Origin of the sequence: Tamlana sp. 2_MG-2023, assembly GCF_030548465.1 — a bacterium.
Lineage (GTDB): Bacteria > Bacteroidota > Bacteroidia > Flavobacteriales > Flavobacteriaceae > Pseudotamlana.
In genome coordinates this window covers 366,740-382,477 of sequence record NZ_JAUOSF010000001.1, presented here as the reverse complement: position 1 = coordinate 382,477, position 15,738 = coordinate 366,740, and the positions used below count along the sequence as shown (strand labels likewise).

The 15,738-nt window shown below is 33.5% G+C and carries 15 protein-coding genes; 7 read left to right on the top strand and 8 right to left on the bottom strand.

Annotated elements, in window-relative coordinates:
* Positions 1–152: 152 nt before the first annotated feature.
* On the top strand, positions 153–848 hold the full coding sequence (locus Q4566_RS01775; RefSeq protein WP_150937514.1) for a LytTR family DNA-binding domain-containing protein: 696 nt from the start codon (positions 153–155) through the stop codon (positions 846–848).
* A gap of 97 nt (positions 849–945) precedes the next feature.
* Here the strand turns inward: Q4566_RS01775 and priA are convergent, their stop codons facing one another.
* The 3 genes from priA to nadC all read right to left on the bottom strand — a co-directional run bounded on the left by priA (position 946) and on the right by nadC (position 5,349).
* Positions 946–3,399: a primosomal protein N' gene (gene priA / locus Q4566_RS01770; RefSeq protein WP_303417643.1), complete on the bottom strand. Its 2,454-nt coding sequence runs from the start codon at positions 3,397–3,399 to the stop codon at positions 946–948.
* A gap of 3 nt (positions 3,400–3,402) precedes the next feature.
* Positions 3,403–4,344 carry a YihY/virulence factor BrkB family protein gene (locus tag Q4566_RS01765; protein WP_303417641.1) on the bottom strand — a complete coding sequence of 314 codons (942 nt, stop codon included), beginning with the start codon at positions 4,342–4,344 and terminating at the stop codon, positions 3,403–3,405.
* Positions 4,345–4,488: 144 nt separating this feature from the next.
* Complete coding sequence (nadC, locus tag Q4566_RS01760; RefSeq protein ID WP_303417639.1) at positions 4,489–5,349, bottom strand: carboxylating nicotinate-nucleotide diphosphorylase; 861 nt, start codon at positions 5,347–5,349, stop codon at positions 4,489–4,491.
* 126 nt (positions 5,350–5,475) lie between these two features.
* On the opposite strand from nadC, the gene rlmH reads away from it, so the two are divergent.
* Entirely contained in the window at positions 5,476–5,949 is a 474-nt protein-coding gene (gene rlmH / locus Q4566_RS01755) for a 23S rRNA (pseudouridine(1915)-N(3))-methyltransferase RlmH (RefSeq protein WP_303417637.1), read from the top strand.
* A gap of 77 nt (positions 5,950–6,026) precedes the next feature.
* Here rlmH and hpf read toward each other — a convergent pair whose 3' ends face one another.
* Positions 6,027–6,326: a ribosome hibernation-promoting factor, HPF/YfiA family gene (gene hpf, locus Q4566_RS01750; RefSeq protein WP_303417635.1), complete on the bottom strand. Its 300-nt coding sequence runs from the start codon at positions 6,324–6,326 to the stop codon at positions 6,027–6,029.
* Between the two features lie 170 nt (positions 6,327–6,496).
* Here hpf and Q4566_RS01745 point away from each other — a divergent pair, with 170 nt between their 5' ends.
* From Q4566_RS01745 to Q4566_RS01730, 4 genes are all read left to right on the top strand, one after another.
* Entirely contained in the window at positions 6,497–7,072 is a 576-nt protein-coding gene (locus Q4566_RS01745; RefSeq protein WP_303417634.1) for a non-canonical purine NTP diphosphatase, read from the top strand.
* 133 nt (positions 7,073–7,205) lie between these two features.
* Entirely contained in the window at positions 7,206–9,425 is a 2,220-nt protein-coding gene (locus tag Q4566_RS01740; RefSeq protein WP_303417632.1) for a bifunctional (p)ppGpp synthetase/guanosine-3',5'-bis(diphosphate) 3'-pyrophosphohydrolase, read from the top strand.
* 28 nt (positions 9,426–9,453) lie between these two features.
* On the top strand, positions 9,454–9,912 hold the full coding sequence (locus Q4566_RS01735; RefSeq protein WP_303417630.1) for a Fur family transcriptional regulator: 459 nt from the start codon (positions 9,454–9,456) through the stop codon (positions 9,910–9,912).
* 8 nt (positions 9,913–9,920) lie between these two features.
* Positions 9,921–11,198 carry an adenylosuccinate synthase gene (locus tag Q4566_RS01730; RefSeq protein ID WP_303417628.1) on the top strand — a complete coding sequence of 426 codons (1,278 nt, stop codon included), beginning with the start codon at positions 9,921–9,923 and terminating at the stop codon, positions 11,196–11,198.
* A 76-nt stretch (positions 11,199–11,274) separates the two neighbouring features.
* Here the strand turns inward: Q4566_RS01730 and Q4566_RS01725 are convergent, their stop codons facing one another.
* From Q4566_RS01725 to Q4566_RS01710, 4 genes are all read right to left on the bottom strand, one after another.
* On the bottom strand, positions 11,275–11,868 hold the full coding sequence (locus tag Q4566_RS01725) for a hypothetical protein (RefSeq protein WP_303417625.1): 594 nt from the start codon (positions 11,866–11,868) through the stop codon (positions 11,275–11,277).
* A gap of 10 nt (positions 11,869–11,878) precedes the next feature.
* Positions 11,879–12,358: a hypothetical protein gene (locus Q4566_RS01720; RefSeq protein ID WP_303417623.1), complete on the bottom strand. Its 480-nt coding sequence runs from the start codon at positions 12,356–12,358 to the stop codon at positions 11,879–11,881.
* Positions 12,359–12,453: 95 nt separating this feature from the next.
* The gene (locus Q4566_RS01715; protein ID WP_303417621.1) at positions 12,454–12,927 is read right to left on the bottom strand and encodes a hypothetical protein; all 474 of its coding nucleotides are present in this window, start codon (positions 12,925–12,927) and stop codon (positions 12,454–12,456) included.
* 91 nt (positions 12,928–13,018) lie between these two features.
* The gene (locus Q4566_RS01710; RefSeq protein WP_303417619.1) at positions 13,019–13,879 is read right to left on the bottom strand and encodes a DUF4412 domain-containing protein; all 861 of its coding nucleotides are present in this window, start codon (positions 13,877–13,879) and stop codon (positions 13,019–13,021) included.
* Between the two features lie 959 nt (positions 13,880–14,838).
* On the opposite strand from Q4566_RS01710, the gene Q4566_RS01705 reads away from it, so the two are divergent.
* Entirely contained in the window at positions 14,839–15,576 is a 738-nt protein-coding gene (locus Q4566_RS01705) for a LytTR family DNA-binding domain-containing protein (protein WP_303417617.1), read from the top strand.
* Positions 15,577–15,738 lie beyond the last annotated feature (162 nt).

The following is a 15,738-nucleotide window of genomic DNA, read 5'->3' as shown; positions in this document are numbered from 1 at the left end:
TACACAACAAAATCGGAGCTTTATTTCCCTAACAAATTTTTAGTGTAAAAAAACGATAAAATACTTAACCAACAACGCTTTACCGATGTTTTTTGGTTTTTAACCGAATTTTTTGTATTATTGTCGATACCTTAACCGAAATATAAATTGTTATGACTTTAAACTGTGTAGTGGTAGACGATTCAGCAATACAACGTCTCTCTATTGTTAAATTAGTCGAGAACCACCCCTCTCTCAACCTAATTGCCGAATACAGTAGTGCTTTAGAAACAAAAAATGGTTTAAACACCCATCAAGTAGATTTAATTTTTTTAGACATTGAAATGCCAGTGTTAAACGGATTTGAACTTTTAGACGTATTAAATAATAAGCCGCAAATTATTTTTGTAACTGGTAAAACCGAATACGCCTTTAAAGCTTTCAATTACGACGCAACCGATTATTTACACAAACCAATTACAAGAGAACGTTTTAACACGTCTGTAGACAAAGCTTTAGAGCAACATAGGTTGACTCAAGACTTTAGTGAAGAAGATGGAGAACACATTTTTGTAAAAAGTAATCTTAAAAAACGTAAAGTATACATTAAAGACATTAAGTGGATTGAAGCCCTTGGTGATTATGTAAAACTTGTTACCGAAGAAAACAGTTTAGTTGTACTTTCTACAATGAAATCTTTTGAAGCTGAATTGCCAGAGGGTAAATTCTTAAGGATTCATAAATCGTATATTGTTAATTTGGATAAAATTGACAGATTCAACAGTAAAAACGTTGAAGTTGGCGCTTATGAAATTCCTCTAAGCAGAAACAAGAAAACACAATTAGTAGACGCTTTAAATAATATTTAAAGTTCATACCAATTTTACAATATTATAAATGTGATGAGATCCCAACCTACGTCGGGACTAATTCAATCACAAAATTTGCTAACAAATTTTTATTTCATTAGAAGTTATCGACATTTAAAATTACTCTAACAGATCTAAAATCTTTTACACTAAAGAAGCTATTGTTTATTTTAATGATAGCTTCTTTTGTTTTTGCTAAAGATTGTTGCTTCGGGATTTTCACTAAAATATTTTTATGAAACTGATTCCTTATACGTGCCACAGGTGGTGCTTCTGGCCCCAATACATGCTCCCCAAAAACCTGTCGTAATGATTTAGCAAACCAAATAGAAGCCGTTTCCACACGATTGTAATCTTTATGCTTTAAAGTAATTTTTATCTGTTTAAACACTGGCGGATATTTAAAATTATAACGATCGTTCATTTGTTCTTTAAACATATCGCTATAATTACTAGTAGACACCTGTTGTAAAATATTATGGTGCGGATTGTACGTTTGAATCAACACCTTCCCACGCTCTTCGGTACGCCCTGCTCTACCTGAAACCTGCAACATCAATTGAAAACTACGTTCGTGAGCTCTAAAATCAGGAAAATTCAACATATTATCAGCATTCATAATACCCACCAATTTGACGTTTCTAAAATCTAAACCTTTGGTAAGCATTTGTGTACCCACAAGAATATCAATTTCTTGCTGCTCTAACGCCGTTATAATTTTTTCGTAACCATATTTGCCACGCGTGGTATCTAAATCCATTCGCGCTACTTTATAATCTGGAAACAACACCTTTACCTCTTCTTCAATCTGTTCGGTTCCAAAACCTTTACTATCGATATCTTGTCCGCCACACGCCAAACAATCTTGTATCATGGCCGAATGATAACCACAATAATGACAGCGTAATTGATTTCTATATTGATGAAACGTTAAACTGACATCACAATTAGGGCATTCCGGTGCATGTCCGCAGGTTTTACACTCTACGATTGGCGAAAATCCGCGACGGTTTTGAAACAATATGATTTGATGCCCTTCCGCCAAGGTTTCAGTCATTTCTTCGATAAGTCTATCGCTAAAATGCCCTTTCATACGTTTCTTTTTCTGCTTCTCTTTTATATCTACCAACTCGATGTCTGGCATCAACACATTATTATAACGCACAGACAATTCAACAAAACCATATTTATTTTGTTTCGCGTTATAGAAGCTCTCTAAGCTTGGTGTGGCTGAACCTAACAAGGTTTTTCCTTGATGTAAATGTGATAACACTACAGCAGCATCTCTAGCTTGATAGCGTGGTGCTGGATCAAACTGCTTAAAAGATTGTTCGTGTTCTTCATCAACCACAATGAGCCCTAAATTATTAAAAGGTAAAAAAATAGACGAGCGCGCTCCCAATACAATTTGCGCTTTCGCGGAATTATTAAGCACATGATTCCAAACCTCAACACGTTCTTGAACGGAGTATTTAGAATGAAAAACCGCGACTTGCTCTCCGAAATAATTCTGAAGCCTCGAAATTAATTGTGTTGTTAATGCAATTTCAGGAAGTAGATACAATACTTGTTTTCCTTGGTTAATCACCTCTTCAATAAGCTTCACATAAACTTCAGTTTTCCCTGAAGAGGTTACACCATGTAATAAGGTCACGTTCTGAGTTTCAAAACTGGTTTTTATTTCTTCTAAAGCCAGTTCTTGATGTTCGTTTAAACTTTTTGAAGATTCGGTATCTTCACCAGAATATTCAACACGGTCGGTTTGTATATGATATTCTTCAAGAATACCTTTATCTATAAGCGTCTTTACAATAGACGACGACGCCCCGCTTTCAGCAACTAAATCGGTAACCTTTACTGGTTTTTTAGTTTTTGCCGAAATTGAAAATAACGTTAAAACCACTTCTCGCTGTTTGTGCGCGCGACTTAATTCTTCCATCAATTCATGAAGCGCCCTTTCACTGGTATAACTCATGTGTAGTTTTACATAGCGCACCAATTTAGGCTTGTACTTTTCATAAACTTCTTCCTCTACAGAAATCGCGTCTTTTTCAATAAGCCCTTTTATAACAGGAAGCACATTCTTTTTACCTAGAATATTAGAAATATCATGAATTTTCAATGAAGACTGATGCTGCAGCGCTTCATAAATTAAAAACTCATCATCTTTTAAAATAGATTCATCAATAATATTCACAGTGTTTTTAGAAACAACCGTTTCACTCTCAAGAATAAAAGCACTCGGTAAAGCGGCTCGCATGACATCGCCAAGTGTACACATGTAATAACTCGCTATCCATTGCCAAAATTTTAATTGCTGACTATTAACAACGGGTTTATCATCTAGAATTTGCTGAATATCTTTAGCCTCATAGGCCGCTGGCTCATCCTTATGAATACTAAAAACAATACCTGTATATATTTTAGATTTCCCGAAAGGTACCGCAACACGCATGCCTGGTTTTAAAAAAGCTGCTTCCGCCGGTGTTACCGTATAAGTAAACAGTTTTTTTAAAGGAATAGGAATAATGACATCTATAAAATCTAACATAAACTAATTCGTTTTTCTAAGTTTATTCAAAGACGCATTCAACTCATAACCCAATAATAAAATATTAGAATTTAACCATAAATATAAAAGAAGAATTAAAAGCGCACCGATGGAACCATATAGCTTGTTGTACTGACTAAAATTCTCGATATATACCCCAAATAAAAAGGATGTTATGATAATGAGCAAGGTTGTAAAAAGCGCTCCAGCCGAGAAAAACCGCGATTCTTTTCCTTCTTTGGTTCCAAAATAATAAAGAGTAGAAACCGATAAATACACCATAGTAACAAAGAAAGCAGACTGCACCATTTTGGTCCAAAATACCGCTTTGGCTTCAGCCTCAAAACCGTCACCCCGAAACACACTTAACATTTCTTGAACCACATAAATCTGAACATACCCCAAAATCGCAATTGTAAAGATGAGTAAAAATGCCAAAATTAAAGCAATTCCAAGTGCATATAAATACTGTCTAAATGCTGTTCGTGTGATCTGCTCATGATAAGAACTTTCAAAACCCGTAAATACCGCATTTACACCATTTGCCATTAATAATACCGACAAAAGAAAAACGGAAGAAAGTAAACCGCCTCGTTGCGATTGCTCTATGTTTTCAAAAATATTTTCAAAGAAAAAATCGGATGTTGTTGCAGGTAGAAACGATTCTAAAAAAACTAAAAATTCATGCTTAAAATTATCCACCGGAATGTAAGGGATGATAATTAAAATAAAAAGTAAGAAAGGAAAAATAGCGGTAAAAAAACTAAAAGCAATAGCACTCGCCCGCGTTGTTACGGCACCTTTAATAATTCCTGTAATGTAAAGCTCTATGAGGTCGTAAAGCGTTAAGCCTTCTAAACCTGGAAGCTTTATACGTTTTAGAAACCGAACCAAAAGATTAACAACCGGAATTTTTTCAAGTTTATCTTCAATTGGTTTAGTCATTAATAACTTGCTTTTGTTGATTACACAAAGTTATTAAAATAAAAAGTGTCTTTGAGTAATTAAGCTTACTAATTAAAAGTGAAGGCATCTTGATTTTTAATTTTTCATAAAAATCAAGATGCACGCATTCAAAAAACAATAAAATTACTTTACCGCTTTTAAGCTTAAGTCCATATTATGAACCGAATGCGTTAAAGCACCAGATGAAATGTAATTCACCCCACACTCCGCATAATGTCTAATAGTAGCTTCGTTTATATTTCCAGAAGATTCAGTAAGACATTTATCTCCTATAATTTTTACAGCTTTTCTAGTGTCTTCATAATCGAAGTTATCAAGTAAAATTCTGTAAATCCCATCATTTTGTAGAATTTCTTCAACTTCCATAAGGTTTCTAGCTTCTACCATGATTTGTAAATCCTTTCCAGTTTCCTGCAAGTAGTCTTTAGTCATTTCGATAGCTTTCGTGATGCCACCTGCAAAATCGATGTGATTATCTTTTAGCATAATCATATCATATAAAGCAAATCTATGGTTTTCACCACCACCAATTTTTACAGCCCACTTCTCTAGAACTCGAATACCTGGGGTTGTTTTACGAGTGTCTAAAATTCTAGTTTTAGTCCCTTCTAATAAATCAACAAACATTCTAGTTTTAGTAGCAATAGCACTCATACGCTGCATGGCGTTAAGCACGGTACGCTCTGCTTTTAAGATAGATTGAGTTGGCCCTTCAATGTACATAACGACATCGCCGTAAGTTACCTCTGTACCGTCTTCAATACGAATATCTAATTTCAAGTTTTTATCTACATAAGCAAAGACCTTCTTGGCGAAATTAACACCGCCAATAATACCTTTATCTTTTACTAAAAGCTTAGCTTTCCCTCTAGCATTTTCAGGGATACAGGCTAATGAACTATGATCTCCATCTCCAACATCCTCTCTAATCGCATTAGAAATAATCATTTTCAACTCCGAATCAAACTGCTCTTGTGTAATCATAAATAAATCTTGTTTGCAGCAAAAATAATAAATAGATTCACTTAATTAAATTTTACATTTACGAAATTTTGAATTTATTCTTATTTTAATGCATTATTCATAAAATGCTACAGATATTTTTAACTTATGACGATTAAACTTATTGCGATTGGAAAAACTGATAATAAACAACTTACGTTATTAATTAACGATTATATTAAACGTTTGGGGTTCTACATTAAGTTCAATTTAGAGGTTATTCCTGATATCAAAAATTCTAAGAATTTAAGTGAAGATCAGCAGAAAAAAAAGGAAGGAGAGCTGATTTTGAGCAAGATAAATACTACAGACGCCTTGATCTTATTAGATGAGAACGGAAAACAACATGATTCTGTAGCCTTTTCAAATTACTTACAGAAACATATGAATTCTGGGATTAAGCAAATCGTTTTCGTAATTGGAGGGCCTTATGGTTTTTCGGAAGATGTTTATCAAAAAGCGAATGGGAAAATATCATTATCTAAAATGACATTTTCCCATCAAATGATTCGCCTATTTTTTATTGAACAGCTTTATAGAGGTTTCACTATTTTAAGAAATGAACCTTATCACCACAGATGATTCAGTTTGCAGTCTCAGTTCTCAGTCTCAGCTATAAATAAGCTAAAACTTCTCGAGCATCCTTAAAGCTATTTATATTAATGTGTTTTATAAATTTCTTTTCTCTTTTTCAACTGACGTTCTAAATCTGAAATAGTCTCTCTAACGGATACTTCAAAATTACGTTCATTGGAGGTTGCGAATATTCTTGGTCCTGGCAAACTCAACTCAATATTACAAATTTTACCTGCATCATGATCTTTTTCATCTTGTTTAAAATGTACTTCTGCACTTATAAGAAATTCGTATCTGTTGAATATTTTTTCTAATTTTTCTTTTGTAAACTCTGAAAGTGTTTCACTCACATCTACTCCTACATATTGAAAATTTACTGTCATAATCATGCTCTTTTAATGTTAATAATCTATCCGAAGATACATGATTTTCGAATAATTCAATACAACAATTGTCATAAAAAGGTATTAAAATTTTAACTAGAATCACTTCTTGTCCATTTTCATATTGTCCATTATAATCTTACTTTTGAAAACCTTAATCCTATGATACTATGCAACTCGTTTTCGCTACTAACAATACAAATAAAGTAAAAGAAGTTCAAGCTTTAATTCCGGAACACATTACATTGTTAAGTCTGAAAGATATTGGTTGCTTAGAAGATATTCCCGAAACTCAAGATACCATTGAAGGTAATGCCATTCAAAAAGCCAACTATGTTAAAGCACATTATGGTTACGATTGTTTTGCAGACGACACAGGTCTAGAGGTTGAATCTCTAAATGGCGCTCCAGGAGTTTACTCAGCGCGTTATGCTGGAGAACAAAAAGACGCTACCGATAACATGAATAAGCTTCTCGCTGAACTTGACAATAAAAACAATAGAAAAGCGCAGTTTAAAACAGTTATCGCATTACATGTTAATAACGAATTACAAACCTTTACAGGAATTTGTGAAGGTGAAATTACAACAAGTAAAACTGGCGCCGAAGGTTTTGGTTACGATCCTATCTTTAAACCCCAAGGCTACGCCGAAACTTTTGCCGAAATGCCACTTAGCATAAAAAATAGTATTGGCCACCGTGGGAAAGCCGTTTCTCAACTCGTTGCCTTTTTAAACAAAAAATAACGAAACCGCTATAATTTTCAATTATTGTAGTTCAACTCTGATAATTTCAATTTAGACTCCATTTTTAGCTTAGAATCGTTAAAAAAACAAGGCGCTTGTTGCCTGTTAATATTCTTTATGTTACTTTTAAATTATGACAGAGGAAGCTATTGAAAAAGAGAATGCAACCATTGCAAAGGCCTACAAAGAGCTACTTAAGGTTAGTTACACCACACTTTCTAGTGAGGATAAAAAACTAATTAGAAGTGCTTTTGAAGTCGCTTTGGATGGGCATAAAAACCAACGAAGAAAATCGGGAGAAGCTTACATCTTCCACCCTATCGCTGTGGCCAAAATTGTGGCACAAGAAATTGGATTAGACGCGACTTCTATTGCAGCAGCATTACTTCATGATGTTGTTGAAGATAGCCCCGATTACGAGATAAAAGATATTGAAAACCGCTTTGGAAAAACCATTGCTAGGATTGTTGAAGGCCTTACTAAAATTTCATCGCTTAGTAAAGAGAAAGACATGGACGTGTCTTTACAGGCAGAAAATTTCCGTAAGATGCTATTGACGCTTAATGATGATGTTCGCGTAATCATTATAAAAATAGCAGACAGATTGCATAATATGCAAACCATGGATTCGATGCGCCCTGATAAACAGGACAAAATTGCTTCTGAAACCTTATATATTTATGCACCGCTTGCACACCGTATTGGTTTATACAATATAAAAACGCAACTCGAGGATTTAAGTTTAAAATACACCGAACCAGATGTATACAACGATATTCTTCATAAAATAAAAGAAAGCAAAGAAGAGCAGGATCTTTACATCGAACAGTTTAGTGACGTCGTAAAGAAAGCTCTGGATAAAGAAAACTTTGAATATTCTATAAAAGGACGGCCAAAATCTATTTTCTCAATTAGAAAGAAAATGATGAATCAAGGTGTTTCCTTTGATGAAGTCTACGATAAATTCGCCATTAGAATTATCTATAAAAGTGAGTTGAGCGATGAAAAATTCCAAGCTTGGAAAATATACTCGATCGTAACGGATCACTTTAGACCTAATCCAATGCGTTTACGCGACTGGATTACTTCCCCTAAAACAACGGGATACGAAGCACTGCATATTACTGTCATGGGCCCTAAAGGCCGTTGGGTTGAAGTTCAGGTGCGTAGTGAACGTATGAATGAAATTGCTGAAAAAGGTTATGCTGCTCACTACAAATACAAGCACGATAAAGAAAAAGAAGATAGCCTTGAGAGCTGGATTAACAGATTACAAGAAGCGCTAGAAAGCCCTGAAATTAACGCTGTTGATTTTGTTGAGCAGTTTAAACTCAACTTATATTCACAAGAAATATTTGTATTTACTCCAAACGGAGATTTAAAATCGCTTCCTAAAGGTGCGACTTCTTTAGATTTTGCTTTTAGTATTCATACCGAAATAGGTATGAAGACCAGAGGTGCTAAAGTTAATGGTAAACTAGTGCCTTTAAGCCATGTTTTGGAAACTGGCGATCAGGTGGAAATCTTAACTTCCGAAAGCGCTAAACCAAATCCGAACTGGTTGGATTATTCCACAACGGCTAGAGCACGAGGAAAAATTAAATCAGCTCTAAAAGAAGATAGAAAACGTATTGGCGAAGATGGAAAAGAGATTTTACGTCGTAAATTAAAGCAGTTAAAAATTACGCTTAATGAACGAACTATTAATGAATTGGTTAAGTACTTTAAACTAAAAACCAGTTTAGACCTTTTCTATCGTGTTGGCATAGGTTCTATTGATAACGTGATGATTAAAAACTTTGCAGCCTCGCGTAGCAATGCTTTAATGTCTTTTATCAAAAGTAAAATCACCAGAAAAGCAACGATTCCGAAAGAAGAACTGGATCGAAACGAAGTTACTACAAATTTTGACTCCTTAGTTTTTGGAAAGGAATCTGAAAAACTAGATTACAAACTGGCCAATTGCTGCAACCCCATTCCAGGCGATCATGTTTTTGGCTTTTTAACAGTTTCCGAAGGCATTAAAGTACATAAAAAGAACTGTCCGAATGCTTTAAGTTTACAGTCAAACTACGCATACCGTATCATGACAGCGCGTTGGGTAGATTCTTCTCAGCAAGAGTTTATGGCGCAGATTAAATTAACGGGTATCGACCATATCGGACTTGTAAATGAAATCACAACCATCGTTTCAGAAAACATGCATGTTAATATGAAAAGCATTAGTTTTGAAAGTGATGATGGTTTATTCTCTGGAAAAATCAATGTTGTTGTGAAAAATAATACCATAATTAAAAAGCTTTTAGAAAAACTTAAAAAAATTAATGGTATAGATAAGGTTACTAGAGTGTAAAAAATGTGTAAATTTGCCCACGGAAATTATGAATGCAAAAACCGATACAAAGAATCAAGACATCGTAAAGAGTGTATTTACTAGCTTTTTAGAAAACAAAGGGCACCGTAAAACACCAGAACGTTACGCTATCTTACAGGAAATTTATAATAGTGAAGAGCATTTCGATATAGAATCTCTATATCTTAATATGAAAAATAAAAAGTACCGCGTATCTCGCGCAACACTTTACAACACTATAGAATTGCTTTTAGAATGTGGTTTGGTAAGAAAGCACCAATTTGGTCAAAACCAAGCACATTACGAGAAATCTTACTTCGACAGACAACACGACCACGTTATTCTTACAGACACCGGTGAAGTTATAGAGTTTTGCGACCCTAGAATTGAATCGATCAAAAAAACAATTGAAGAAGTTTTCGATATAAAAATTAACAACCACTCGCTCTATTTTTACGGAAATAGAAAATCAGAAACAAATAACTAATATTCACAATGGCAGTAGACTTACTACTAGGATTACAATGGGGAGACGAAGGCAAAGGAAAAATTGTTGACGTCCTTACCAAAGACTATAATATCATAGCACGTTTTCAAGGCGGGCCAAATGCAGGTCACACTTTAGTTTTCAACGGTAAAAAACACGTATTACATACCATTCCTTCTGGAATTTTTCATGATGATGCTACGAATTTAGTAGGAAACGGTGTTGTTATAGATCCTGTGATTTTTAAAGGTGAACTAGACAAACTTGAAGAGCAAAATGTAGATTATAGAAAATCTTTACACATTTCAAGAAAAGCACATATTATCTTACCAACGCACCGTTTATTAGATGCGGCAAGTGAAGCCTCAAAAGGGAAAGCGAAAATTGGATCAACACTTAAAGGTATTGGCCCAACTTATATGGATAAAACCGGAAGAAACGGAATTCGTGTAGGTGATTTAGAACTTAGCGATTGGAAAGAACGTTATAGAGCATTAGCCGATAAACATGAGGCGATGATTAAATTCTATAATGTAGAAATTGAATACAACTTAGCAGAATTAGAGGTTGAATTTTTTAAAGCAGTAGACGTTTTAAAATCTTTAAAATTAATTGATTCTGAAGAATATATTTATCAAGCACAAAAGTCTGGGCAAACCATTCTTGCTGAAGGAGCTCAAGGCTCTTTATTAGATATTGATTTTGGAACGTATCCATTTGTAACGTCTAGTAACACGACTGCTGCAGGAGCTTGTACTGGTTTAGGTGTTGCGCCTAATCAAATTGGCGAAGTTTTCGGGATTTTCAAAGCTTACACTACACGTGTTGGTTCTGGCCCATTCCCAACCGAACTTTTTGATGAAGACGGTGCGACTATGGCTAAAGTTGGTAACGAATTCGGTGCGACTACTGGAAGACCAAGACGTTGTGGTTGGTTAGACCTTGTTGCCTTGAGATACGCTTGTCAAGTTAATGGTGTAACACAATTAATGATGATGAAAGGTGATGTACTTTCTGGTTTTAAAACCTTAAAAGTATGTACATCATATAAATATAAAGGCGAAGAAATCACACATCTTCCTTACAACATCGAACCAGAAAACTTGGAACCTGTTTATTCTGAATTTAGCGGATGGAACGAAGATTTAACAGAAATGTCTGAAGCTTCTCAAATGCCAAAAGCTTTAAACGGTTATATCGAATTTTTAGAAAAAGAATTAGAAATCCCTATTACTATTGTTTCTGTTGGACCAGACAGAAAGCAAACTATTTTTAGAAAGAAGTAATATTTTTTTAATAAAAAGAAGAGGCTGCCTGAAAAGACAGCCTCTTCTTTTTTAAGGCAGTTTGAGAGACACTACTTTATTTTATTTCAGCATCTTTCATCCAAAAATAACCTTCCACTGTTAATTTCTCTCCCATATTATTTAGCACATACCCTTTGACCTCAACCAATAAACCAAAATTTTCATTATTAACCGAAAGATTCGATTGAGTAATTATCTTCCCTGTGACATTTATGTATGGATCAAATTCATCATTACTACCTTTAGAGTCAAACCATAATTCAGGCTCTAAATCTTGTAAATCACCAGTATCATCCAAAAAAATTCGATCCACAGTAAGATCGTGTTCACCATCAATAACTTCCCTCCATTTTAAATTTTCAGGTACACTGTATCTAAAATCGAAACGTAAATTTTCATTCCCACCGTACAAACCGATTCTATAATCGCTGTCTAACCATGCGCCATAAGCAAGACCAAAAACAGAGGTTCCTGTTTCTTTAACTGTTTTTCCGTCAGGATAGGTAAATTCAAAATTAAAACCATTATCTGTGTTTAATTGAGATGCGTAATCAAAAACTTGATCATTTGAGTCATCACCATCATCTTTATCACAAGATATGACAGTTATCAATAGGGACAGGAATACAATAAATTTTAGATATTTCATCTTCTTAAATTTATTTTACGTTAAACTTCATATTAAATGGCCTAATACTCCCCTTAACTTTTTGTCCTGAGGATGGTGTTAATTGAAATGTAATTTCATAGCTACCTTTTTTAAAAGAACGCCCATTATCTGATAATTTTTGTAAAACAGGAATCGCATCAAAAGCCTCTATAGGTACAAACATATCACCTGGTAACCATGGCCAATTGGCTCGTGATGTTGTAGAAACTGTTTTACCATTGTATTTTACCACAGTTTTCATATCGAACAGCACAAACTGATCTGGTTTAGCGTTGCTTTTGAAATTAAAATTAATGGTATACACTCCCGTTTTAAAAGCTTTAAATAACTCAACTGGAGAATTTTGTTTTATACTACTGGTTTTCGACACACCTTTCACTGAAAGATTCCCCTCAATAGATTGTGAAAAAGAAATCACTGAACATAACATACATGCTGTAACAAGCACTCTTAACTTTACTAGTTTCATAATTTTTATTTTTTAAAATTTAATTATTATTTAATTTATTGATCTATCCTTATCTAGTCTAGTTGTACATTTTTTTTTAGAGACAAGGTATCAAACTATAAGTCTGCTAGAATTTTTTTTGCTGCTTTAATGGTAAGGTCTTTATACTCACCTTTAACGTGTCCCAAATCTTTAGAGATTGTTAGGTGAATAAGATTTTTATTAGCATAAGTAGATACCTGACCTGTGTTTGGCATATAAAAAGCTTCTTCTCCAAGCCCCTGTATGCGTTCCTTATTTTTAAGATAACTCATAGATGTTTCAAAATTCTTGGCTTTTCCAGCCCCCAATACAACAACAAGCATTGCCCTAGACTCAACATCACCAATATTAAATTTATAAAAACAAGTAGGATAAGAAGAGCCACTAGTTTCTTTACGAAAATTGTTTGCTTCAGGTATTAGCGCTTTTATATAAGCTTCCGTGAGATAATTGCACGGATCAATTTCGGATGAATTTTGGTCTCTTTTTTTATCATTTCCACAAGAGAATATGGTTATAAAAAAAGTAATGGCGAATAGTGTTTTCATGTTATTAATTTTTAATATTCATTATCATTTTGTTTAAATTAAATTTTAGTTCTAAGTCATTAATCTAAACGGAACACCTTTTGTTGTAAGGCTAGTCGTTTGGCGAATTCATAGTCCCCACATTCATAAATTGATAATCGCTCACAGCGATATCTTTTGATTCTTCCTCAAAACCAACACACTCCATTTTAAAAGTATCTTTAGACTTCTTTTTACTCATGTAAACCATTTCCATTACCATGCCTTTTTCTATATTTTTAAGCAACTTAGGATCGAAACCATTTGGTATATTTTTTTGAGAGGAACTAAAGTTAAAATCAAAACTCACAGGCGAATTTTCATAAATATAAAGTTCTATATCCGCCTCATCGCTTTCAATTTTATAACCTTGACAATGATGTCCTAAGATTTTCTTTTTGCCAATTTTATTATAAGTAAATTTATTTTCAGTGTCTACCTCATCGTCAACCACATCCACAATATCCATGTTATCCATTGAAGTAACAGAGCCCATTTTGCTAGCTCCAGAATCCATAAACATGACATTTACATTTAGTTCACTGTCCAATACCATAAACATATTCATACTGGAGTCATTGGGGTTTGGATTCACCCCTAGAGCTTCCCCAGCCTCCATTAAATAATAATCTATGAGCATGTCACCTTTGTCGGTAATCATTTTTAAAGAATATCTCCAATTAAAAGAATAGGTTTCTGGTAGTATCGAAGCATCTTCCATTTTTACAGATTTTCCGTTTCCTTTAAAATTGACATCAAATATTTTATCAACACCCTCGCTTGATTTTTCAGCAACCCTTTCAGCTGTTCTATCAAGAACAGTTTCTTCTGCAGCAGCTTCTACACGAGCTTTTAATTTTCTAAGAAACTGAGCTTCACTCCTGGTTGGTAGTAAAAAGATTACTATTACAAATAATAAGATTTGATTTTTCATTTTAGTAAAATTTAATGTTAGTGTTCCATTTACTTAAACCATTACATCGATATAAATTTTGAGAACTAGTAGTATCGCCAGGAGCAGGATTTAGTAACTAAGCGCTACCTCTAAAAGAGAATTTAATTCAATTTCGCTCATATCTTTTCTACTCTCTCCGAGTATTCTATCCATTCGGCTTTGCTTCCAGTTGGCACACATTTTCCGTTTTTGACTATAGTATCTATATACTCATTCACAGCTTTTTTTTACCACAACACAGTTTTCCGATGTTGGTTTGGAGGCATTAACCTCTATGGCACCTAAATAAGCATTAAGTTCTGTGTTTATTTCCGTCACCCAATTGGTACCGCATTCATTCGATGAAATTGAATCACCATACAATCCTACGCAACTACTTCACACCATAACATGGGTTAAACACGAGATTACCATTAGTTCATTAAATGTTTTGTTTTTAAATTTTGTCTGTTGTTTTTGGTTTATAACATCAAATTTACATTAGGAAAGTATCCTTTTTTTATAGAATTTTATAGTTGGTTAGAAATACTGTATAGTTGTAATTACAACTCGTAAACCTTGTTAAACATCTCATAATGTAAACATTGAAACATAAACACATCATCAAGGTTATAGCGAATACCTTTAATAATATTTTTGTTAGCACTCGACAGCGCTATCCTTACTATTTTTATTTTCTGAACCCTTGCAGTAACTCGAATAATTACATTTTAACAACTGAATACGATTTACTTCAAAGTATAAAAACGAAATCATGGTCGATCATTTTAACTTCTATGTAATAAATTTTGTAAATTGAATCTTTCACGCTAATTACCATAGGTTTACAATTGATACACTCATTCATGTAATTGGTACTTTAAATGGTACCAATTATAAGGTTTGAATACATAAATTACTGTAAGCTTACTATATTTAGTAATCAAACCGAATTCAAAATGATAAAAGCTATTATTGTTGATGACGAACTTAATGCCATCAAAAGCCTTCAATGGGAAATAGAGAATTTTTGCCAGGGCATAGAGATATGTGATAGTTTTACGGACCCAATTGAAGCTATTTCGGCTATAAATTATTTAAAGCCTGATTGTGTTTTTCTCGATATTGAAATGCCTGAAATGGATGGGTTTCAATTGTTACAAAATTTAAAATATAGAAATTTCGACTTAATAATTACCACGGCTTTTGATAATTATGCCATTAAAGCATTTAAAGAATCGGCCATTGATTACCTACTAAAACCAATAGATTCTGACGATTTACAAAACGCAGTTGCTCGAATTAAGGTTAACAAAAACAAAAACCTCCTTGGACAGGAATTAAAAAGTGTTTTGAAAAATTTTATGTCGAATAACTCTAAAATAGCTTTACCACTCGCAGGCAAAACCATTTTTATAAATGCAGATGATATTTGTTATTGTAAGGCAGATGGTAATTACTGCGAAATTTATTTTAAAGATGACACTTCCAAAATGTTATCAAAAAAAATTAAAGAAGTTGAAGAACTTATTAATAGCATTGCATTTTTTAGAGTTCATAATTCCTATCTAGTTAACCTAACACATGTTAAAGAATTTATAAAAAGTGATGGCCAATATTTGGTTTTAGAAAACGGGAATTCCATACCCGTAGCACGATCCAAAAAAGAAACTTTATTAAAGAGATTAAGTCATTAACATCTCTTTAGTCAATAAAAACTCGATATGGCTCTTTACTTACTTTTCTAAAGATACCGAAATGGTCATTTTTATATTAATCATATTATTTGTACTTTCTATTTATCATATTTTACTTTATTTTCAACATAAAAACAGTAACAGTTATTACAAGATAGGATT